Here is a 22613-nt window from a genome sequence, read left to right as displayed (position 1 = left end):
GGAGAGCTTTTCATGTTAATCGTCGCTATTACGACCGGTGAATATCATAATATATTTCAGCAACTCAAGGACGGAGATTAGTGCCGCTGCCACATAGGTCAGTGCGGCTGCATTTAGGACCTTAGCTACTCCGCGTTCTTCCTGATTGGAGATGAACCCCTCAGAGATCATCAGATCACGGGCCCTTGAGCTCGCATTAAACTCTACTGGCAATGTCACCAATTGGAAGGCAACAGCGGCTGCGAAAAAGATAATACCCAGACCCAGAAGCCATGGAATCTGTTGGAACAAGAAACCGGCTAATATTAAGAGCGGCGCTACACCGGATGCAAAATTGACGACTGGGAACATATGATGTCTTGCAACGAGCATCGGATAATGAACTTTGTGCTGAATCGCGTGCCCTACTTCGTGGCAGGCGACGGAAATGGCTGAGATGGAGCTTTCGTAATAGACGGGCTCCGATAAGCGAACAACTCTAGCCATCGGGTCATAGTGGTCGGTTAACGTGCCTCGTACGGCTTCAACGGGGATATCGTAGAGCCCGTTGGCATCCAGCATCCTGCGTGCTGCTTGGGCGCCTGTCATTCCTGAATAGACAGGGACATTTGACCATTTGTTGAATGTTCCCCGAACTCGAAACGAGGCCCACAAAGAAAGAGCGAATGCAATAATAATGAGAAAATCCATTGGGTGAAAAAATAACATTTCACACGCCTCCGTAATTCGTTATGAGAACGGATTTTTACCTAGAAGAACGATTAATGCTTCAATGCATGCTGCAGTTGGCTGTGTCAGTATGCGATAAAGCTTTTTTAGCTGGTTTGGGTTCAGCTGCTGGATAATCGGGCCCAGCTCCTTGGCTTCCTTCATTAACTGTTCAAGATGAAGTTGAATGGATGTCAGCTTATCTCTCACGTTATCATCTGGGGACACCTTGCTCCATTGCTGTAAGTTTGCTTTGATCTCCTCTAGGGTATACTTCTCGTTCTTCATTGTTTCAATACGTTTAAGTCGATTCAAAGTTTCATCACTATAAAGACGGTAATTCGTATCGGATCTTTTCTCGGGCTCGATCAAGTTTAGCTTGGTGTAGTAATCAATGGTTCGAGAACTGACATCGGCAAGTTTAGCTAGTTCCCCGATTTTATAGAGCTTCTCATTCCCCATATTTCATTCACCTCTACTCCAATGTCATTTGATAATTTGCTTCTATAATAATGATACCTGATTACAAACCGTACAGTCAAACGTGATGCTTATCTATGGTGAGAATGTTTAAGATAGAAAACTTAACATTTTTCATCATCTATGAATGAAAACACGAATTATGCCTGTTTGATGTCAGGTTATTTTTCGTTTTTTTCATTTTTTTAGAGAAAATCCTATTGTCAAACCCAAATAACCTGTATATAATGACATTAAGAGTTTCATCTTATGTTATTTAATCTAACATTAAAGGAAGTGGTCGTATGGTTAAGAAATTGTTGTTAGCTTTTGGTGTCATGGCCTTATTGTTTCCTACTCTCGCATTTGCTGCAGATGAAGCGACAATACCCCAATTGCAAAGTGCAATCGATGCTGTTTGGGTTATGTTAGCCGCGATACTGGTTATCTTCATGCAAGCTGGTTTTGCCTTATTGGAAGCGGGGTCTACTAGAATGAAAAATGCCGGTCACGTAGCCGGTAAAACAATCTTAACTTTCGGATTATGCGCCATCGCTTTCTGGGCAGTAGGCTTCGGCTTCGCCTTCGGTGACGGAAATGCTTTCTTCGGAACGACAGGCTTCTTCGTAACAGGCTTGGAAGATCAAGCCGCCGCGGCTTTCGGTTCCTTGTCTGCCTCTGATGTGCCTATCGGAATCAAATTCTTATTTCAATTAGCTTTCGCGGGTGTATCCCTGGCAATTGCTTGGGGCGGATTTGCAGAAAGAGCTAAGCTTCCTGTTTACTTTATCTTCGGAATTTTGTTTACCGTAGTCATTTATCCCATCGTTGCTCACTGGGTATGGGGCGGCGGCTGGTTGAGCAAGCTTGGCATGCAAGATTTCGCGGGTTCGACGGTTGTTCACTTGCAAGGTGCGACAGCAGCGCTTGTAGCTACGATCTTGTTAAAACCACGTATTGGCAAATATAATAAAGATAAAACGCCAAACCTGATTCCCGGTCATAACCAAGTGTTATCTGTTCTCGGTGTTATCATTCTCTGGATTGGTTGGTTCGGATTTAACCCAGGAAGCACGCTAAGTGCAATGGGAGATGGATTCTTCGGTTATATCGCATTGACAACGAATATGGCTGCTGCGGCAGGTGGCGTTGCGGCGTTGATTATCTCATGGATGTACTTCGGTAAAGCGGATATTCCTAGCATGTTGAATGGTGTACTTGCTGCGCTTGTTGCGATTACAGCAGCTTGTGCGTTCGTAGACACATGGGCGGCGATTGTTATCGGAGCAGTGGCAGGTATTGTAACATTCTTCACGGCGCAATGGTTTGAAAAAGCAGGTATCGACGATCCGATCTATGCTTTCTCTGTTCACGGTATCGCGGGTATTTGGGGTACACTTTCCACGGGTCTTTTCGCAACGCCAGATTTATCGGCTAAAGTGGGTGTCGGCGGCGCAGGATTATTCTATGGTGGCGGATTGCACCAATTAGGAATTCAAGCGCTTGGCGTTTTTGGAGCCCTGGTATTCGTGCTTGTTCTATCATTCATTATCTTAGGAATTCTTAAAGCTACAGTAGGTCTTCGTGTTACAGAAGAAGAAGAAATCATTGGTCTGGACTTGTCTGAACACGGTTCATACGGTTACCCAGAACAAATGAAGAAAGCAGCTCAAAACGGCGTGTCCGTTTAATACCTCATAACTTTCTACATGAGCAAAGGGGATGCAACATGAAACATCTCTCAATGGAACAGATCCTGGAGCGTATCTATCTATCGGAACAGTTCGATGAGATGCGAATAACCAGAGATCAGGTGCATGAGATGTTTCGGGAGCATCTCCTTTTCTCTCATACACCAGAATTAGGTCGAAAAGTGAATGCGATCCATGATGCTTTTATTCAAAGGACGATCGAACTGGCTGAACATATGTTAGAAGACGAGGGCTATGGGAAGCCTCCTGTGCCATATGCTTTCATTTTGTTCGGGAGTGGTGGACGCAGTGAGCAAACCTTATGGAGTGATCAGGATAACGGGCTTATTTACGGTGAAAGTGCAGAACATCTTGAGGAATATGTAGAAGCGTACTTCATAAAATTGGTTGATTGCATTTTACAAGGGTTAGATGCTCTGGGTTACCCGCCTTGTGAAGGGAATGTTATCTCTAGTAATAAACAATGGCGTAAGCCGATTACCGGATATACCGGCATGATGCTGGGGTGGTTGCAAGAACCGGATTGGGAGAATGTCCGTTATTTACTCATCATGGCGGATATGCGCTGTATATATGGCTCTCAAGATTTAGTGGATCAGCTTAAAGGGGCATTTCTGACCTATGTTCAGGAGCACCCGGGCATTTTGAATCAATTACTATCGAATACGCTCCACCACAAAATATCGTTGGGCATCTTCGGCCAACTCATTACTGAAAGGTATGGCGAAGACGCAGGTGGTTTTGATATCAAGTATGGCGCTTATATTCCTATTGTAAACGGCATTCGTCTGCTTGCCATCCAGGCTGGGATAACGCACTCATCCACGTCGCAAAGGATAAAGCTGTTGAAGGAAGGGGCGTTTATTCCGGAACAACAGGCGAATGAATGGCTGCAAGCTTTTGGCGTCGCGCTTAGACTGAGGGATTTGACTCCATTTCAACTGGAAAATGAGATGTATACAACCCGGGGGAAGCTTGGGGCCGATCAATTGACCAAAGAAGTCAAACATGAATTAAAGCAATGCTTACGCTCTGGGATTGAACTGCAGAAGTATGTAAAAAGGTCGATTGTTTCACACATAGAAGAGAAAAAGGTTAGATAAATCGGATTGCATTTTTTCTTGTGCTGGAGAGGTGAATCGGAATGAAAGATATGCGCCCGGCTGGACGTATGTGGCAATTGTACAAAATGGGAGGCTTAACACCGGCGATTACCTCCATGTTTGATGTGCAAAGTGCGCAGCAGATGGCATTTATTCGCTCCATGTTAAAAGAACAGAGGAAGGATTCCCTGTTTGAAATACCGCTGCACTCGATGGAAATTGTAGTTTTTGATTTGGAAACGACGGGGTTTTCTCCTTATAACGGTGATGAAATTATTTCGTTCGGCGGGGTCTCTGTCATTGGCGGTGAAGTGCAGAAAGATCAAACCTTCTATAGTATGGTAAACCCGAAACGGAAAATTCCCGATGACATTGTTGAACTAACGGGGATTACGAATGAAATGGCTGCGGATGCGCCGGAACTGATCGGCGTACTGAGTGATTTTCTGGAGTTTGTCCAACAGCGAATCTTGGTTGCTCATGCAACCGGTCATGATAAAAACTTTTTGAATTCTGCCCTCTGGCGTACCTCTAAGGTCAGCTTGTCTCATCGCGTTCTCGATACGATGATGATAGCGAAGTGGTTGATGCCCAAGAGGAAAAATTTAAGCCTAGATTCTTTACTCCATGCTTATGAGATTCCGGTTACGAAACGTCACCATGCCCTTGAAGATTCCTTAATGACGGCTACGCTCTGGTCAAGATTTATGGAGGAAATCAAAGCGAGGAATGTAGATACATTAGGTGATCTATACGCCCTTTTAAGCCATCATTGACCGATTACAAACGAGAGTTTGTGATACCCGGTTGAGACGGCTTTTTTTATTTGGTAAAGAAGCAGTTCAGGGTTATGCATATGCTGCAAGGACAAGATCCAGTAAGTGGGAATCGTGTGCCAAAGTGTTTGCAGGTCCAACTCGGATGGAATTGCTGGGGCTGTAGGATGTGAGTGAAACAACCCGATGACTGGATTTTGGCTATCTGTAAGATAGGGAATCATCTCGTTAGGACTTAATTCGAAATGACCCCTAGGATCATTGGCGCAATTATGAAGTGGAATAAGAGCATGGGCGAAAAGACTCCCGTTCGCACTTGGAGAGTGTTCGCCCAGGATGAGGCCGCACGCTTCTTCGGGCAGCTTTTGGAGGCTATGTTGGAGAAGTTGGTTGTAAAGCTCATCTTTAAATTGAACGATCACTAGCGTTCACACCTCATTACAGCTCTTAGCTCAGAATGTGGCTAGTATATCATGCTTTTTCTTTCAATTCCTCATTCGGTTTAATAAAGAAGAAGACAAGAGCCAGCATGAGAAGTGCCATTGAGGCTACTGTGATGAATAAGGTTTTGTGCGACATGTTCATGAGCCATCCGAATAAGGGTGGACCAAAAGCTACCCCAATAAAGCGAAGGCTGTTGTACAACGATGTGATCATACCGCGCTGCTCACGCTCGACAGAACCGGTTATCATGGTATTTAAGCAGGGGAGCAGGAGGCCTGTTCCGATTCCACTGAGTGAAAGTAAACCGATGAAAACATAGAGATTCGTGTTCAGAAAGATGGCTAGCGTTAATGAAACGGTCATTAAGATCAGTCCGATATTCATTAACCAACGCATTAATACGCCGTTCTGTTTGATTTTGGCGCCTGTTGTATACGAGGTAATGACCATACATAGCAGCGGGACAGCAAGAACAAAGCCTTTACGGACCCCCTCAATGCTGTAAGGCTTCTCTTCTAATATTTGCGACAAGTAAAAGAGAACTCCGAAAAGAATAAATAGCGTAATCGAACCCGCGAAAAAGGCAGGGATAAGCCAGCGCCCTTTTTCCCGAAGTATATCGCGTATTTGCTTTAAGTAGACCCCAAGAGGGTCTGCTTTTTTCTCATTGGGTGGTTCTTTAATCATGAAAATGACAGCAAGCAAGGCTAACAAGCAAAATATCGGAAATGCGAAAAAAGGAGCGAACCAGACGATCATAGCAAGCAAAGAGCCTAATATCGGGCTAACCACCTTACCAGTCCCATTAGAAGCTTCGATGAGCCCGAGAGCTTTACTTGCGTCACCGCCTTTGTACAGATCACCAACGAGTGCCATGGCGATAGGCGCAGTACCAGCCGCTCCAAGCCCTTGTATGGCGCGAGCGATGATAAGGACAGGGTAAGAGTTCCAAACAGCGCCAAAGCCTGCCAGAACCCCGGCAGCTCCATAAACGATGAGTGACGGGATGATAACTGATTTCCGTGTGAAGCGATCGGATAAATAACCGGACACTGGAATGATAATGCCTGCTGCGACGGAGAATAAGGTGATGACGAGAGAGCTTTGGAAGCGGGAAATACCCATTTTTTCTTGCAGATCAGGTAAAATAGGGACCAACATGGAGTTCCCTAACACAAGTACTAGAGGAATTGTGGCAATGGCGATGTACTCCCAGATAGAACCTTTGCTTGATTTAGTGCTGGATTTGTTGTTGGAACTGTTGTTAGAGCTGTGATTGGACATGTCTTTGAATCTGTTTTTGTCTCTTGTTCTGGCATTTGATGTTGCGACTTTGTTCACTTTTGTGGTTCCTTTCCGCATGATTGGTAGGCTTACTTTACCCGATTATGGAGAAAGCATACTTGCGGACAAGCCAATGTTGGAAATTCGCCCGATTTGGGGATAATATAGACAGAGTGGAGGTGAAGACTTTTTTGAAAAAGAATGTATTCGTGATCGTATTGGTCGTAATATTGGCGGGGATAGCCATTTATCAAAATGCCCAGCGTGAGAATAAAGAAACATTGATGCCTACAGAACAAGCCCCTCAGGTGAATTTCTTAGCTCCTTCCTTTACACTGACAGGACTCGATGGGAAGGCGTATTCGATTGGCGGTCCGCGTGAGAAACCTCTGCTCGTTAATTTCTGGGCCTCCTGGTGTGGTCCTTGTGAAGAGGAAGCGCCGGATCTGGTGAATGTCTATCACAAATACGAGGGACAGTTTGATCTGTATGCGGTGAATGTAACGCCTGGAGATAAATTGGAAAATATCAAGAAATTTGTGGAGACGTATAAATATCCTTTCCCAGTGCTTTTGGATAAGCAAGGAACGAATGCGGATACGTATCGGGTTGTTGCCATTCCGACGAGCTTCTTGATTGATAAAAATGGGGTTGTCCGTGAAGTTATTCACGTGCTTTCGCACAAAGAGCTGGACAAGAAGATTGCTAGTCTCATCAAAGGATGACAAAAAAGCTGCAAGTTGGCCTCATGGGCTGAACTTACAGCTTTTATTTTGTTGAAAAATGCTAGTGATTGATTAAACCGAGCCGCTCGTTCTGCTCTTTGTTGGCTGGCTCCACGCGTTGTCTGCCGATGAGCGCATAACGCAAGCTATCCACGAGCGCATACCAGCTGGCTTCGATGATGTTGCTGGACACCCCGAGTGTGTTCCAAGTAGTGTTGAAATCTGTCGTTTCCATCAAAACACGAACTTTACCGGCGGTAGCGCCTTTCTCGTCTAGGACACGAACTTTATAGTCCGAAAGGTGGACGTTCTTGATATCCGGATAATATTGCAGGAGCGCTTTACGTAAAGCATTATCCAAGGCATTGAGTGGACCGTTTCCTTCTGCCGCGGTGTAGATCGTTTCGCCGTGAACCTTAACCTTGACGATGGCTTCGGACGCGACGGAATGATTCGCTGATTTCTCAACGAGCATTTTGAATGACTCTAATGTGAAAATCTCTTCAAGTCCTTCGAAGGCTTCGCGCAGCAAAAGCTCCAGTGTTGCGTCAGCTCCCTCGAATTGGTAGCCTTGATGTTCGAGATCTTTAATCTTTTCGATTACTTCTTTGGTTTTCTGATGTTCTTTATTGAAGTCTAAGTTCAGCTCTTGGGCTTTGACAAGCACATTGCTTTGGCCCGCAAGTTCAGATACAAGAACGCGTTGTTTGTTACCTACAAGCTCAGGCTTGGTGTGCTCGTAAGTGCTCGCATCCTTAAGAATCGCAGAAACGTGAATGCCGCCTTTGTGGGCAAAAGCCGCATTACCGACATAAGGCTGATTGATCGGCATATGCATGTTGGCGATTTCGCTGATATATCTCGATACCGGCGTTAGCGATTTCAACTGCTCTTCGGAGATGACATGATAACCCAGTTTCAACTGCAGGTTAGGGATGATTGAACTCAAGTTGGCATTTCCGCAACGTTCGCCATAGCCGTTAATCGTGCCTTGGACTTGTCCGGCACCCGCTTGAACGGCGGCAAGGCTGTTAGCTACGCCTAATTCGCAATCGTTATGTGCATGAATGCCGACAGGCGTCGAAACATGCTGCTTTACCGCTGTCACGATAGCCGTTACTTCGCCAGGGAGCGAGCCTCCGTTCGTATCACACAGCACGATCCAGTCCGCGCCGGCATCCTGGGCTTTGGTGATTGTTTGCAAGGCGTAATCAGGATTGTTTTTGTAACCGTCAAAGAAATGCTCCGCGTCATAAATAACTTCTAAGCCGCAGCTCTTCAAATAAAGAACGGAGTCGTAAATCATCGCCAGGTTTTCTTCAAGTGTCGTTTGAATGGCGGTATGAACATGGAAGTCCCAGGACTTCCCGAAAATGGTTGCTACCTGCGCGCCCGACTCGACAAGTCTGTTCAGATTTATGTCATCCGAAGCGATGGAGTCTTTGCGTCTTGTACTTCCGAAGGCAGTGATTTTTGCGTTGTTGAACTTCATGTCACGAACGCGCTCAAAGAATTCGATATCTTTGCTGTTGCTGCCCGGCCATCCGCCTTCAATATAATGAACCCCAAGCTCATCGAGCTTGCGGGCTATTTTAATTTTATCCTCAACGGATAGGCTGATGCCTTCTCCCTGAGTTCCGTCTCTTAATGTGGTGTCGAAGATTTTCACTGATGTTGGCATGGGTTCCTCCTTCAAAAGCTAGCAAAGTGACATGGTGATTGTGTGCAGGTTAGTATGCTTGCTTTAAAGCGCTAATGTATAATTTACAATTATATCATAATGTTTCGGGTAAAGACATCATAACGCAAAAATGCGTTTGCTTGAAACAATATTTTTTTGTATGCTGAAAAAGGCTCTATTCTAGGTTTTGAACGTGGAGGGATTGTGAAATGGCGACGGTCGAGCATCATTATCCCAAGCAAGGCAGAGTCATTTTGCACATCGATATGAATGCATTCTATTGTTCGGTACATGAGGCTGTTGAGCCAGACATATATAAAGGGAAACCAATTGCAGTTGCAGGCAGTGTCGAACTACGCAAAGGGATTATCGTTACTTCATCTTATGCTGCACGATCCGTAGGGATTAAGACCGGCATGCAGGTTAGACAGGCGATGAAAATTTGTCCGGATTTGATTCTTATCCGTCCGGATTTTGAATTGTATCGCAGCTTTTCCCGGCATTTTATGCAAATTGCTTATAGTTATTCGCCAATGGTTGAATCTATGTCTATTGATGAATGCTTCGTAGATATCACGGGCTCCAAGCAGTTTGGCACACCCCTTGAAATCGCTGGAACAATTCAACAACGTATTATGAAGGAACTGAAGCTGCCCTGCTCCATTGGTGTAGCGCCTAATAAATTGTTAGCCAAAATGGGCTCAGATATGAAAAAACCGAATGGTATTTCTGTTTTGCGCTTGCGTGATGTACCTGCTGTCTTATGGGACCAGCCGTGCAACTATTTGTATGGGATCGGTAAAAAGACGGCTGATAAGCTAACAAAGCTTGGCATTCATACAATAGGTCAATTAGCGAATGGCGACGAGGCATTACTTAGTAAATTTTTTGGGGTTATGGGGCCGCATTTAAAGCGTTCGGCTAACGGCATCGACAACTCACCTGTTAATCCTGAGCAAGAACAAAGCAAATCTATCGGTCATACGACCACACTGCCGCGGGATTATATAGAAAGAAAAGAGATCCATCGCGTTTTCTTGAATCTTGCCGATCAGGTTGCCCGAAGGCTTCGCAAGCAGGATTTGATGGCGTCCACCATCCAAATTACGATACGTGATCCAGAAATGAGGACGATTACGCGTTCCGTTACCTTGCCAACACCGACGGAACATATGGATGATATTTATAGAACCTCCTGTCAGCTCTATGATCATCAGTGGGAGGATGGAAACCCTGTCAGGCTGTTGGGAATTACGCTGCAAAATTTGACCAGCAAGGAAGAGACGTTCGTGCAGCTTGATTTATTTGACTATGAAAAGCAGCCCAAACGCGAAAATCTAAATAAGATTATGGATGGACTGCGGGACAAATTTGGGGAGAATGCGATATTGACCGCAGGGATGATGAGTGACGATCCTTCGGCATTTATCAGAAATCATAAGGCGAGAGGGACTTCTTTGCAAATGGACCATTTAAAAAATAATCCCCTTCATCAAGAAGAGGAGAAGTGAGGAGCATATGGCACATTGTATGGGCTTTGCCGGTTATTCGGGCAGCGGCAAAACGACACTGATCGCCAAACTGGTTGTGGAGATGAAGCGTCGCGGCAAGCAGGTTGCTGTCATGAAACATGATGCGCATGGACATTATAAAGAGGCATCAGGTGCGGATTCTACAATTTTTGCGCAATCCGGTGCAGAAGCAGTTGTTACGATCTCACTTGAGTCCATTCATATTTATGAGAAAAAGCGGAATCCGGATTTGCAAGAGCAGATCAGTGCTTTTGGACATCTGGATTATGTTTTTATTGAAGGATTCAAGCGGGAAAAGCATCCAAAGATCGCTGTTTATCGTACAATGGAGCAGAGTGCAATTATTCAAGCTCTCGAGCAGGAACCCGTTGCGATTGCAACGCATTTGGAGGTGCTAGATTCACATTTATCAACCCTACCCAGTTTTCATTTAAATGACGTTGTTGGTCTAGCGGACTTTATTGAAAGGTATTTTAAGGGAGAACAATTTTAAGGTTTGAACTTTGTCCTCATTTATATTATATTTTACAATGAGGATAAATTGAGGAGGAGTTAAACTATGGCAAAGTATACATTCGTTGATAAAGATACTTGCATTGCTTGTGGCGCTTGCGGAGCTACAGCACCAGACATCTATGATTACGATGATGAGGGCTTGGCGGAAGTGATTTTTGATGGAGACGGCAACAAAGGGGTAACTGAAATCCCTGAAGATCTGTTTGATGATCTGCAGGATGCACAAGATGGCTGCCCAACAGACTCCATCAAAGTTGCGGATACACCTTTTAACTAATCATACCAAAATTTGCGGAGTCATCCGCGAAATGTCGAAAAAGCTCGGTTCCTGTCCAAGGAACTGGGCTTTTTTTTTTGCGACAATTTGTATTTATTGTAATATATCATTGCCATTTGTTTTCCTCCATCTTACAATGAAGCTAGTATACATAAGGGAGGCTCTTATGGGTAAAAAGAAATGGATCAGGACGCTAGCAGCAGGACTTGTTCTCTTGTTGTTATCGACATATTTCTACACGGTGAATTCCAGCGGATTATTTTATTTTGTCGAGGGGCCCCTTCAAGATGTGCTGCGAAAAGCTAAATCAGTTGACGAACGACAACCTGAGGATCGGATCAAAATTGTCAAGATTGATGAGAAGTCTTTAAAAGCCATCGGAAAGTTCCCGTGGGACCGTACAACGTATGCGCAATTGATTGAAAAGCTGGAGCAGTCCGGCGCAGCAGCTATCGGTATAGATGTGGTCTTGGCCGAACCTTCGAAAAACCCCGCCGATGATAAAGCTTTGGCTGATGTCTTAGCCAAATACCACAACGTCATCCTGCCCATCCAAATTAATTATCCCTCCAAACAACAGCAAGCAGGAGATTTAGTGCCTGAGAAAGTCGACTATCCAACTTCAACCTTAACCACCAGCAGACAGCAAATGGCGCATATTAATGTATTTGTTGACAAAGATGGGAAAGCACGCAAATTGCCTGTTGGGCTGCCGGATGAGAATGGGTCTTACATACCAGCGTTCAGTGTCGCACTTGCTAATCTAGTTCTCGACGATAAAGAGAAAGTGAAGAGAGATGAAGCGACAGGGGAATGGAAACGAGGCACTGTCATTCTGCCAACGAATGATAGAAATCAAGTAACCACTGAGTTTTTCACGCTGCCCAGGCAGAAAGTGGATGCAACTACCGGCTACGAAATGCTTTCATTCGTAGATGTTCTTAATAGTAAAAATCCTTTGCCTCTGCAGGGAAGCATAGTACTGGTTGGGCCCTTTGTAACGGCGATGCAGGACGAATATCCTACACCCATCAGCTCTGTTAAGATGTTTGGGATTGAAATACATGCCAACATGATTCAAACCTTGCTGGAAAGCAAATTTTACAAAGATATGAGTAAGACGGCAGGTATTGGTCTTATTCTTTTGGTTTCGTTACTAGCTATGTTCTTATTCGAGAGATTCAGAGGAAAGACGGCGCTATTTATTTTCATAGGCATGTTCATCTTCTATGGAGGCGTTTGGCTAACCTTCTATATTGCAGGATCCACGTTTGCCCCGCTTGTGTATCCGCAATTTGCTTTAGTTACTATTTACATATGGTCATTAGTAAGTCATTACTTAGAGGAGCGCAAGGAGCGCAATCGGGTAACAGGTATTTTCGGCAGGTTTGTTTCCAAGTCTGTCGTGGATGAATTGCTTCAATCCGGAGAGGACGTTAAGCTTGGGGGCAGCCGCAAGGATATTTCTCTAATCTTCGTCGATATTCGCGGGTTTACACCGATGTCTGAGCGGTTGGAACCTGAGCAGGTTATTCAAGTTTTGAACGAGTATTTGGATGTATGTACGAAGGCTATTTTCAAATTTAATGGTACCCTCGACAAATTCATAGGGGATGGTGTTATGGCAATGTTCGGTGCACCTATTGAATATGACAATCATCCGGAGATGGCTGTTCGCGCAGCGATTGAGATGAAGGCGCAGGCGAATGTGCTGGAACAGAAATTGATCGAAAAGTACGGAATCGGCGTTAAGTTCGGACTTGGTATAAACAGCGGACCCGCAGTTGTCGGGAATATCGGGTCGGAAGATCTGCGACTGGATTACACAGCTATCGGTGATACGGTGAATTTGTCGGCACGGCTGGAATCTAACGCTAAGCCCGGTCAAATTCTTATTAGCGAGCAGACATATGAGCGTGTTAAAAACCTTTTCGTGATTGAGTCAATCGGCGAGATCAAGGTTAAAGGAAAAGAAAAACCCGTTGCGGTGTACGAAGTGATCGGGAATCTTTAAGGATGGATACTGGGGAGGAAATCAGGATGGGGATGTCCAAGAAATCATTTATCTCATTATGTCTAAGCTTAAGTTTGGTATTTAGTTTAATCTCAGGGCTTCTTGCAAAGCCTGCCGACGCCAAAACCGTTCGTGTGGCAGTAGTAGCGTCATTATCCGGAGATGTAACCGTCAAGAAAGGCGGAGGTTCCAAGTCATACGATGCATATGAAAATATGAGTTTAAATCAAGGGGATACTGTCTATACAGGTGCTGACTCATCTGTGACGCTTAACTTGAGCAATGGAGATGCTGATGTTACCTTAGGCGAAAATGCCGAAGTCAATGTGTCCGACCTGAATTCTTCGAATGGGAACAAGAAGTCCAAACTGAAAGTTTGGGCCGGTTCCTTATGGGTTAAAGTGAAGTCATTAGCAGGTTCTAATGATGAATTTGAAGTTGAAACGCCGACGGCCGTTATGGGGGTACGGGGGACACAGTTCTTTGTAATGGTCGATCCGGTAACAGGATCAATCAAGATGGGGGTTGGAGCTGGAAAGGTTTCTGCATCTACCGTAACGACCGGCGCGGAATCCGAGCAGGAGACGAGGGTTACATACTTGTACCCAACACAACAAATTTCACTAGATTCCAGGGATGAAACACAGGATTTGTCGCTGAAAGTAGATTTCATTGATTTGGATGATTTCATTCATCAGGCATCTCCGGAAGTCATTGAAGAGTTCATTCGAAATAAAGCGGAAATCGATAAAGAAAACGATGAGTTTATTGCGCAAAAAGAGAAAGAACTTGCTGCAGGCCAAGTAACCGATGACCCGACTTTGTTTGTGAAGAGCAAAGAAGAGCTCGATAAGGTGAAACAAAATTTCGACAATCTTGTCGGAAATATTGCCAAAAAAGCGTTGACAGAAAACAAGATCGATCGCCTTTCGATGGACAAACTTATAGATGAAGCGAATAAAAAGATTTCGGATCAAACCAGAAAACTAGATTTAAGCAAAGTCAAAGATTTAGATAAAACAGCAGGTATTGATACGGAGAAAGAGAAAGCAAAGCAAGAGCAGTTGAAGAAGCTTGAAGCTGAAAAGCTGAAAAATAAGCTTGAACGCGAGAAAAAGGAAGCTGAACTTAAGAAGCAGCTGGAAGCACAGATTAAATTAGTTGAAGAAAAGAATAAACAGATAGAGGAAGCCAAGCGGAATCTAGAGAACGCTTCGAAGCCTCCGGTATCCGGTAGTACTGGATCGGGGTCAGACTCTTCGACACCAACATCACCAACAACGCCACCAACATTGACAGTAGAAAGTCCGGTTATTGAAGAATCGCCAGCGAATGATGGCAGTATCGGCGCTACACAAGTGATTACACTGGCAAATGGCATATATGATCAAGATATGAGCACTGGTGTTACGGTTAATCATCTGCCGGAAGGATTGACGGCTTCAGTACTTCGCAATAGTAATAATAAGATTACGATTACCTTTAATGGTAAGGCTGCCGCACATTCATCTGACAATGATGTAACCAATGTTTTTGTCACGATCGCCAAAGAGAAAATTGCTGGAGCCGTTGCAGATGTAAAATCGGGTGAATTTGCAATCAAGTTTAGCAATCCGGGTGTTCCATCACCGAAATTCAGTTTAAGCCATGGTGAAGTGGGTAACCTGGGGGATTTTAATTTGAATGTGGATTTAAGCGATTTTGTTGGTGACAACTCCGTTTACGGCGTAGAGCTGCACTTCACTTATGGTGCGAATATAAATTACAATGATGAAAATTCTTGGGTAAGCAATTCAGACATATTTGATCCTGCCACAAGTGCAGATTATATGAAACAATTTTCCAATGGAACACAAAACGAGCTTGTGTATGCTGTAACAAATTTTGGCTCTGCTACGAATATTGAAGTAAATGGGAAGAAAAATTTAGTCACAATCCCAATGTACGGTCAGTCTACGCAAATAGGCACAGCTCCTTACACAATTAAAGTTGAGAAAGTTATTATTATTCATAAAAATGGTTCCGACGCACAAAAAGTGGAGTTTACTGGGAATCCGGAAATTATCGTGAATTTGCCGAATTCCAGAGTCTGATCCTCAGTTCATCATCTTAAAAGGAGAAACCTATGAAACCCTTAAAATATATACTCGTTTCCTCTTTAGCGGTTGCAACCATACTAGGAGGTTCATCGGCATGGGCGGCGGGATTATCGGCGGATGCGCTGCTTTCGAGCAACGGGCAAATCATGTCCGATGTCTCTACGCTTGTGGGAATCGGTGATTTTGAAGATATAAACGGAGATGCGATAAAAGCGGGCTTCCGTGCTCCAGGCGGTGTCGTGCAGATGCAGGACGGGAGCATTCTCATTGCTGATACCCGCAATCATCTCATTCGTAAAGTTGCAGGAGGCAATGTCACGACGTTCGCTGGTCCGGAGATCGTGGTGACGAAAAATAGCCAAGGGTTCCCGACGGGGGGGCTTCTTGACGGTAAAGCGTCTCAATCTTTCTTTAACGAGCCAACGGGCTTGGCAGTAGATGGTAAGGGGAACTTATATGTAGCCGATTCGGGAAATAACGCGATTCGAAAAGTGGACACGAACGGACAAGTCACCACGATAGCGGGAAATGGCGTTCCAGGCAACAAGGATGGGAAAGGTGCGGATGCAAGCTTTAATCGTCCGAGCGATATTGCGGTAACGGCCGACGGATTTGTGTATGTCGCGGATTCGCTCAATCATGTGATTCGTAAGATTGCAACGGATGGTACGGTGTCGACGCTGAACGCGGCTTCAACCCGGGTGGTTGAAATTCGTCCCGGCAAAGCTTCTTCCGCAGGCGAATTCCAAGACGGCAATTTGACCGCGGCCAAGTTCAACGAACCTTCCGGTTTGGCATTGGACAGCAAAGGCAACCTATATGTAAGTGATACGGGTAATCAACTTATCCGGTATATCGATTTGCAAGCAGGAACGGTGAAGACTGTTGCCGGCTCTCCTAGCAGCGCGATCTATGGGAAAAGTGAGCTGTACGCAGGCGGCGATTATGCCGATGGTGAGGCGTCAAATGCTAAGTTTGACTTTCCAAAAGGGCTCACTGTGACCTCTGAGGGCGGGGTATTGATTGCAGATAGTTTAAATCATGCAATTCGGTATTTGTTGGACGGCAAGGTGACAACGATCTCCGGAACTGTTCAAACGGGCGAGGCCGACGGTGTGGAACGGGCAGCTGAATTTTACAACCCTAGCGATGTTCTTGTGACAGCTCAAGGCAATATCGTCGTTGCAGACTCTTCGAACAACAAAATTCGCAAAATAGCGCCTTATCATTTGCCTGCAGATTTAGCAAGTCAGGGAATTAAGGTCGTAAATGGAGGGAAAGTGATTTCCTTCGATGCTCAACCTGAAATTGAAAACGGACGGACGATGGTTCCCGTTCGCGCTATCGGTGAAACCTTTGGCTTTGAAGTCAAATATGCAGAGCGCTCGGGTAAAAAGGTTGTACAGCTAATCAAAGGCGACACGACAGTCGAATTGACGATTGATGATACGGGTGTCGTTCGAAAGCAGACAGGACAAGCGGAGGTCAAGCAAGTTACGGATGTTGCGCCATATGTGAAGCAGGACCGCACGTATGTGCCGATTCGTTTCTTCGCGGAACAGATCGGGTTGGATGTTCAGTGGGACGCCGATACGCAAACAGCGATTTTGCGTATAAAATCTTTTGTAAAGTAAACATAATGAGTCTGGCAGAGGAAATCTTTGTCAGGCTCGTTTTATTTTACAGCTTCAACTCCAAGCGCCTTATGCCGATAAATCAGAGGTAGTCAGTCTCGAGTCGTGAGGAGGAGGTGTCTGGGTTGAAAAACAAGAATCATCATGACCAACTGGAACGCTTTTTTCAGCATAATCCGATCGAAGATCCGCAGTATCTCAAAAAATACGTGAAAGAACATCCCGATCATAAAATGGCTTGGTATTTGTTAGGCCGGGAATACGCGGCGCAGGGGAAAGAAGGCAAGGCGGCTTACTGTTTTGCGCAGTCTGGGGAGATCTATGAGGCTTTTGAACGCCAGAAAATAACGATTGAGGGTCCGCTTCCATCCTACCCTACAGTGACCCTTAAGGATCTCAGCGAGCCTGCATCAAAGAGCAGAATGAAGGGCGCAGGAAAATGGATGCCTTTATTGGTTATTTTGCTTCTTCTAGCTGTTCCGGCAGCGATAGATTCCGCGAATCAGAAAGTATCTGATGGGGTTGGCAAAGCGAGACCATATGCAAGTTCGACACCTACCGTTCAGACGCCTGTGAAGCAGGAAGGACCGGCAGGGACAAAACTTTATTTCTCAGAGGGTGATTGGGGGGAAAAGCTACAACAAGTCCTTACATCATCCGGGTCAGGTACTGGGGAATCAGTCATCATGCAAGCGCCGCGAAGCGCAGACGGTAAATGGACGGAGTGGAACAAATCGGTGAATCCGCTGCTTGGCGTTACGACTGAAGGAGGCGGGAGTTCCGCGGCATTAAAGTACTATCAATCGCAAATTTGCTCCTGTCAGGCTGCCGATAGCTCAGCACTCGTCCCGGTCATTGATCAGTGGATGCGTGAGCGGGAGCGGGCGATTGTGCTGCAAAGCGCCATGGAGGCTTATCAGCAAAAGACGGGATCGATGCCCGAGAAACCAGATCAGTTAGCGAGGCCATACCCGGATAATCTGCTCCCAGGACTCACAGCGGAGATGCAGGAACTGTTTCCGCAAGCGCTCAGTACGCTTAAAGCAGAAATCGCTAAAGCGGATCAATCACAACAGGGGACGAAGCAATTCGAAGAAATTGCTCAGTCCCAGCAAGAGGGCAAAGAGAACGCTGTGCCAAGCAGTTCGCAACCAATGGCTTCGACAGATCCATTGCGTGAACCGCTCAGAATCGTGATAGATACGGAGAAACATCTCTTAGCACTTATCAGCGGCGATATGATTATCCGCAGCTATCCTGTTGGGCTAGGCGGAGAGAAAACGCCGCTGGGTGACTTCATCATTAGCGAAAAGGTTCGCAATCCGAATGGGAAATCGAACGGTGAGTTTGGAAGTCGCGGGATGACGTTGTCCGACACGCTTTATGCCATTCATGGCACGAATAAGCCTTCGAGTATCGGAAAAGACGAGTCGCACGGCTGTGTGAGAATGCAGCAAGCAGATATCGAAGAGCTCTATAACATGGTGACACATCAAACGAAAGTTACCATTGGCAAGGGGATACTGCCTCAATCGGGTCCAGACGGTGGAGATCTGGGGAGCGGTGCGGGCAGAGGAATGCCGGAACAATCTTTCGTGCTTCCTCTGCAGACGAATGACAGCAATCCAGGCAAGAAATATAAGTGGTTGGATTAGATACGGATAAGTCAAAGGAAAAGGGGCCTGAATATTATTCGGGCCCGTTTTTTGATACACAGTGAAAACGCTTAGAATTTGTATTGACATTCATTGAGAAAGCGATTACAATTCAAAATGCGACGATTTCAATCATTTCATTTGAGATCATTTGTTCAAAATGAGCAGTAATGTCATGGCTAGGATGATAACAAGAAAGACGGCGCCTGTCCAAATGATAGCTTTCTTATTAACTTCCTCTTTGGCTCTTCGATTAACGGCTGCTGGTTTGCGTTTGGACATAGGAATCACCCTTTTCGTAGAATTAAACGATATGATCTATCATATCACAAGTATGGTCGATCATAGAATATGGTGGACCAAAGGAAATTTTAAATTCATGTATTGACGTTCATGTCAATTTATTGTAATATTTAATCACACGAAGCAAGAAAAACAATTAAATATGTCAGTTTTAATAACATGTTACCGTAAGGGCATTAGTTATTAGAAGAACGCAAGTTTTCTTCTATAACTATGCCCTTTTATTTGTTTTCCAAGACTTGAAAGGGGTTGGTAGCACAAACAACGGAAGTATGTTAAACCGGGAATTCGCTACTCCAAATATCAAACAGATTTATTAAAAAAGGGAGAAGATGAACACATGAACATGAAAAAATGGTCAACAATGGGCTTGGCTGCATCCATGATACTTGTAGCAGCAGGCTGCGGTAAGTCCGCTACTCCGGCAGAAACGACAAAACCAGCTGCGAGCGTTGCACCAACCGCCGCCGCTGCAAGCGCTGCGCCAACTGCGGCAGCAGCAAAAAAATTAACAGGTGATTTTGAAATCCAATACTTTGTCGGCGGCTATGGCGACAAATGGTGGAAAAAAGTTATTGCTGATTTCCAAGCAGCAAATCCAGATCTGAAAATTAAAGAAAGTGCGGGACCAAAAATCAACGAACAAATGAAACCCCGTTGGATCGCTGGTAACCCACCTGATTTCGTATATATCGACGGACCTGAATTGTTTGATCGCCAAATGGTGACAGACGGTCAGCTTGAAGATTTGACAGACTGGATTAAAGACGCGAAAAACGTTGACGGCGATAAAATTATGGATTTGCTTGCTCAAAAACCGCAAGAGTTTGACGGCAAAATCTATAACGTTCCATTCGTCATGAGCTCATGGGGTATTTTCTACGATAAAGCCCTATTCAAAGAAAAAGCTTGGGCAGAGCCTAAAGACTTTGAAGATTTCCTGGCTGTAAGTGAGAAAATTAAAGCTGCAGGCATTAATCCTTTCATTCATACAGGTAAATACCCTTACTACATCAATGGTGCTGTACTATTCCCTGCAATCGTATCTGCAAATAACAATGACTACAAATTGCTGCAAGATATGTCCACCAACAATCTTGAAGCTTGGAAAAACCCAGCTATTATCAAAGGTCTGAACAAAATCGTTCAACTGCGTGATAAAGGATTCATCGACAAAGCATCCGTACAAATCAACCACACGGATTCCCAATCCTTGTTCCTGCAGCACAAAGACGCTTTCATCCCGAATGGTCTGTGGCTGCCAAACGAAATGGCGAAAGACGTTCCAGCTTCCTTCGACTTTGGATTCATCCCTTCCATCACGCAAGATAAAGGTGGAAAAGTTGTTGCGAACACGTCCACAGCGACTTTTGCAATCGCGAAAAAAGCGAAAAACAAAGATGCTGCCAAAGCATTCATGCAGTTCGTATTCTCCAAAACGCAAGCTTCCCAATGGGCTGAGCTGAGCGGTGCTCCTTCGAACGTTAAAGGTGATATCTCTTCCTCCAAAGCACCTAACTTCGTTAAAGACGCTGCAAAATTCTTGTCTTCACCTGACACAGTGGTTGTACCTACGGTTTCCTTCGCAGCAGACGTTGACAAAGCTATGCAAGATGCGAGCGTTGCGTTGACAATCGGAACAATCACACCTGAAGAGTGGGTAAAACGTGTTACTGATGTCGTAGCTAAGCAGAAGAAATAGGAACTGAATGAGGTAGTGCGGAGAACAAATAAGGCTAAGTGCCCTAGGCGTTCTCCGCCATTTTAATGATAGGACGGTGAGGATAGAATGAAGGCCAAGTCAAAAGTGTGGAAAAGGAATATGTTCATCGCTTCATTCATCATTCCGACTTTTTTGTTCTTCTGCGTATTTACGATCTACCCTGTTATACAGGCCTTGCAGAAGTCATTCTATGATTGGTCAGGTATGTCGGAGAACAGCGCGTTTATCGGTTTTGACAATTTCAAAGAGTTATTTAAAGACCCAATTATCCTTAGAGCCATTGGGAATGACTATTTCTTAGTCGTAGGAAAAGTAATCGGCATTATGATTCTGGCAACGTTCTTCGCGGTTGCATTGACACGCTTCAGAGTAAAAGGTTCCGGCTTTTTCCGAGCCATTTTTTTTATCCCCAATGTTATCTCGGTCGTTGTTATCGGTGTTCTCTGGAATTTCATCTACAATCCGCAGATTGGATTCCTGAATGCATTCTTGTCACTGTTTACAGGTGAAAAAGTTGATATTACTTGGTTAGGCTTTCCTCAGCATACGATTTGGATGTTACTGCCGCCAACAATTTGGGCAGGTATCGGTTTCTACATGATCTTGATGATTGCTGCAATCGTGAATATTCCTGCTTCTTATTTTGAAGCAGCTAATATAGATGGAGCCGGTCAATGGTCGCAATTCCGCAACATTACGATGCCGCTTATTTGGGAGCAAATTAAGGTTTCTGTTGTTAACATTGTTATCACGACACTAAACGGTTCCTTCGTAATTGTTCAGCTAATGACGAACGGCGGACAGCCTGATAATACAACCCAAGTGATGGGATCTTACCTGTATCGGATGGCTTTTCAACAATATCATTTCGGTTATGGAGCGGCGATCGGTGTCATGATCTTAATCGTCTCATTGATCACAACCCTAATTCTGCAGCGTGTTATGCGCCAAGAAACCATCGAAATGCATTAAGGTCATCTTAGAAACAGAAAGATTCTGAAGGAGGGGAACCATCGTATGGAGATCAAAAATCCGTTAGCCAAAACGTTTGTCTGGATCATTCTTTTAATTTGGAGCGTTGCCGTTCTGTATCCATTACTATGGACGCTGCTCGATGCCCTTAAAAATAATGAACAATTTTTCCTGAACGCCCCATGGGCGCTGCCTAAGTTCCCGCTGCTGTGGTCAAACTTCTCCTATGTTTGGAGCAAATATAACTTTAGCACTTATTTCTTAAATTCAATTGTTGTTACGGCTGGTAGTACCCTGCTCGGTATGATTCTTGCAGCAATGACAGCGTATATCTTAGCTAGATATGATTTTAAAGGGAATAAAATCATTTTTACGATCTACATCTCCTCGATGATGATTCCGTTCGCTCTTGCTTTGATTCCGCTGTTCTTCTTACTGAATGATTTGCAATTAATTAATACGTGGCTGGGCTTAATTCTTGTCTATGCCGCACTAAACCTGCCATTCGGGATCTTCCTGCTGGTTGGCTTCTACAAATCGCTGCCAAAAGAAATTGAAGAGGCGGCTATCATCGACGGCACATCCCACTATGGAACATTCTTCCGCGTTATGCTGCCATTGTCGCAACCCGGCCTAATTACGGTTATGATAACGAATATGCTGAATAACTGGAACGAGTACTTCTTGGGAGTTGTTTTGACAAATGAACCAACGAAGTACACGCTTCCGATCGGTCTTGCCGTTATGCAGGCAGAAATGCAATATCGCGTTGAGTGGGGACCTTTGTTTGCAGGCTTACTGATTACAACGCTTCCAACGCTGATTGTCTATATCATCTTCCAGCGCCAAATCGCAAGCGGGATAACGGCTGGAGCGGTGAAATAACCGTATACTGTTGCATAGAAAAAACACCTTAACCTAGAGGATTTTATCCTTTCGGGAGGGTGTTCTTTCTACTATAATTGGGATAGGAAAGAGCAAACAAGAAACGGCCAA

At 44.8% G+C, this 22613-nt stretch carries 20 protein-coding genes; 14 read left to right on the top strand and 6 right to left on the bottom strand.

Features of this window, described 5'->3' with window-relative positions; translation table 11 throughout:
* Window positions 1-15: 15 nt before the first annotated feature.
* Window positions 16-708 (bottom strand): zinc metallopeptidase, encoded by a 693-nt coding sequence (locus J2Z65_RS12970; protein WP_167060495.1) that lies wholly within the window; start codon window positions 706-708, stop codon window positions 16-18.
* A 21-nt stretch (window positions 709-729) separates the two neighbouring features.
* The gene (locus J2Z65_RS12965) at window positions 730-1170 is read right to left on the bottom strand and encodes a MerR family transcriptional regulator (protein ID WP_167060492.1); all 441 of its coding nucleotides are present in this window, start codon (window positions 1168-1170) and stop codon (window positions 730-732) included.
* A 302-nt stretch (window positions 1171-1472) separates the two neighbouring features.
* Here J2Z65_RS12965 and J2Z65_RS12960 point away from each other — a divergent pair, with 302 nt between their 5' ends.
* The 3 genes from J2Z65_RS12960 to J2Z65_RS12950 are packed head-to-tail and all read left to right on the top strand — an operon-like array spanning window position 1473 to window position 4758.
* A complete protein-coding gene (locus tag J2Z65_RS12960; protein WP_167060489.1) occupies window positions 1473-2858 on the top strand; it encodes an ammonium transporter in 1386 nt (461 codons plus the stop codon).
* 38 nt (window positions 2859-2896) lie between these two features.
* Entirely contained in the window at window positions 2897-3982 is a 1086-nt protein-coding gene (locus J2Z65_RS12955; protein ID WP_167060486.1) for a DUF294 nucleotidyltransferase-like domain-containing protein, read from the top strand.
* A gap of 41 nt (window positions 3983-4023) precedes the next feature.
* A complete protein-coding gene (locus J2Z65_RS12950; protein WP_167060483.1) occupies window positions 4024-4758 on the top strand; it encodes an exonuclease domain-containing protein in 735 nt (244 codons plus the stop codon).
* Here the strand turns inward: J2Z65_RS12950 and J2Z65_RS36110 are convergent.
* On the bottom strand, window positions 4752-5180 hold the full coding sequence (locus J2Z65_RS36110; RefSeq protein WP_167060480.1) for a M67 family metallopeptidase: 429 nt from the start codon (window positions 5178-5180) through the stop codon (window positions 4752-4754). The genes J2Z65_RS12950 and J2Z65_RS36110 overlap by 7 nt on opposite strands.
* Before the next feature lie 49 nt (window positions 5181-5229).
* Window positions 5230-6543, bottom strand: coding sequence for an MFS transporter (locus J2Z65_RS12940; RefSeq protein ID WP_338111715.1), 1314 nt, complete (start codon window positions 6541-6543; stop codon window positions 5230-5232).
* A gap of 134 nt (window positions 6544-6677) precedes the next feature.
* Here J2Z65_RS12940 and J2Z65_RS12935 point away from each other — a divergent pair, with 134 nt between their 5' ends.
* The gene (locus tag J2Z65_RS12935) at window positions 6678-7211 is read left to right on the top strand and encodes a TlpA family protein disulfide reductase (protein ID WP_167060477.1); all 534 of its coding nucleotides are present in this window, start codon (window positions 6678-6680) and stop codon (window positions 7209-7211) included.
* A 61-nt stretch (window positions 7212-7272) separates the two neighbouring features.
* On the opposite strand, the gene cimA is transcribed toward J2Z65_RS12935, so the two are convergent.
* Window positions 7273-8892 (bottom strand): citramalate synthase, encoded by a 1620-nt coding sequence (cimA, locus tag J2Z65_RS12930; protein WP_167060474.1) that lies wholly within the window; start codon window positions 8890-8892, stop codon window positions 7273-7275.
* 209 nt (window positions 8893-9101) lie between these two features.
* Between cimA and J2Z65_RS12925 the strand changes: the two genes are divergently transcribed.
* The 7 genes from J2Z65_RS12925 to J2Z65_RS12895 all read left to right on the top strand — a co-directional run bounded on the left by J2Z65_RS12925 (window position 9102) and on the right by J2Z65_RS12895 (window position 18619).
* On the top strand, window positions 9102-10403 hold the full coding sequence (locus J2Z65_RS12925) for a DNA polymerase IV (RefSeq protein WP_167060471.1): 1302 nt from the start codon (window positions 9102-9104) through the stop codon (window positions 10401-10403).
* A 7-nt stretch (window positions 10404-10410) separates the two neighbouring features.
* Window positions 10411-10917 (top strand): molybdopterin-guanine dinucleotide biosynthesis protein B, encoded by a 507-nt coding sequence (gene mobB, locus J2Z65_RS12920; RefSeq protein ID WP_167060468.1) that lies wholly within the window; start codon window positions 10411-10413, stop codon window positions 10915-10917.
* A 66-nt stretch (window positions 10918-10983) separates the two neighbouring features.
* On the top strand, window positions 10984-11217 hold the full coding sequence (locus J2Z65_RS12915) for a ferredoxin (RefSeq protein ID WP_029193460.1): 234 nt from the start codon (window positions 10984-10986) through the stop codon (window positions 11215-11217).
* 166 nt (window positions 11218-11383) lie between these two features.
* Window positions 11384-13231, top strand: coding sequence for a CHASE2 domain-containing protein (locus tag J2Z65_RS12910; RefSeq protein ID WP_167060465.1), 1848 nt, complete (start codon window positions 11384-11386; stop codon window positions 13229-13231).
* 26 nt (window positions 13232-13257) lie between these two features.
* Window positions 13258-15324: a FecR family protein gene (locus J2Z65_RS12905; RefSeq protein ID WP_167060462.1), complete on the top strand. Its 2067-nt coding sequence runs from the start codon at window positions 13258-13260 to the stop codon at window positions 15322-15324.
* Window positions 15325-15356: 32 nt separating this feature from the next.
* Complete coding sequence (locus tag J2Z65_RS12900; RefSeq protein ID WP_167060459.1) at window positions 15357-16964, top strand: stalk domain-containing protein; 1608 nt, start codon at window positions 15357-15359, stop codon at window positions 16962-16964.
* Window positions 16965-17089: 125 nt separating this feature from the next.
* Window positions 17090-18619 carry a L,D-transpeptidase family protein gene (locus J2Z65_RS12895; RefSeq protein ID WP_167060456.1) on the top strand — a complete coding sequence of 510 codons (1530 nt, stop codon included), beginning with the start codon at window positions 17090-17092 and terminating at the stop codon, window positions 18617-18619.
* A 147-nt stretch (window positions 18620-18766) separates the two neighbouring features.
* Here J2Z65_RS12895 and J2Z65_RS35695 read toward each other — a convergent pair whose 3' ends face one another.
* Window positions 18767-18901: a hypothetical protein gene (locus J2Z65_RS35695; RefSeq protein ID WP_275691046.1), complete on the bottom strand. Its 135-nt coding sequence runs from the start codon at window positions 18899-18901 to the stop codon at window positions 18767-18769.
* A 361-nt stretch (window positions 18902-19262) separates the two neighbouring features.
* On the opposite strand from J2Z65_RS35695, the gene J2Z65_RS12890 reads away from it, so the two are divergent.
* The 3 genes from J2Z65_RS12890 (at window position 19263) to J2Z65_RS12880 (ending at window position 22502) form a co-directional block, all read left to right on the top strand.
* Complete coding sequence (locus J2Z65_RS12890; RefSeq protein ID WP_167060454.1) at window positions 19263-20624, top strand: ABC transporter substrate-binding protein; 1362 nt, start codon at window positions 19263-19265, stop codon at window positions 20622-20624.
* Between the two features lie 87 nt (window positions 20625-20711).
* On the top strand, window positions 20712-21617 hold the full coding sequence (locus tag J2Z65_RS12885; RefSeq protein ID WP_167060451.1) for a carbohydrate ABC transporter permease: 906 nt from the start codon (window positions 20712-20714) through the stop codon (window positions 21615-21617).
* A 45-nt stretch (window positions 21618-21662) separates the two neighbouring features.
* Window positions 21663-22502: a carbohydrate ABC transporter permease gene (locus J2Z65_RS12880; RefSeq protein ID WP_167060448.1), complete on the top strand. Its 840-nt coding sequence runs from the start codon at window positions 21663-21665 to the stop codon at window positions 22500-22502.
* Window positions 22503-22613: the final 111 nt, after the last annotated feature.

It is taken from the genome of Paenibacillus aceris, assembly GCF_017874035.1.
GTDB lineage: Bacteria > Bacillota > Bacilli > Paenibacillales > NBRC-103111 > Paenibacillus_E > Paenibacillus_E aceris.
This window is presented reverse-complemented; position numbering and strand designations above follow the sequence as displayed.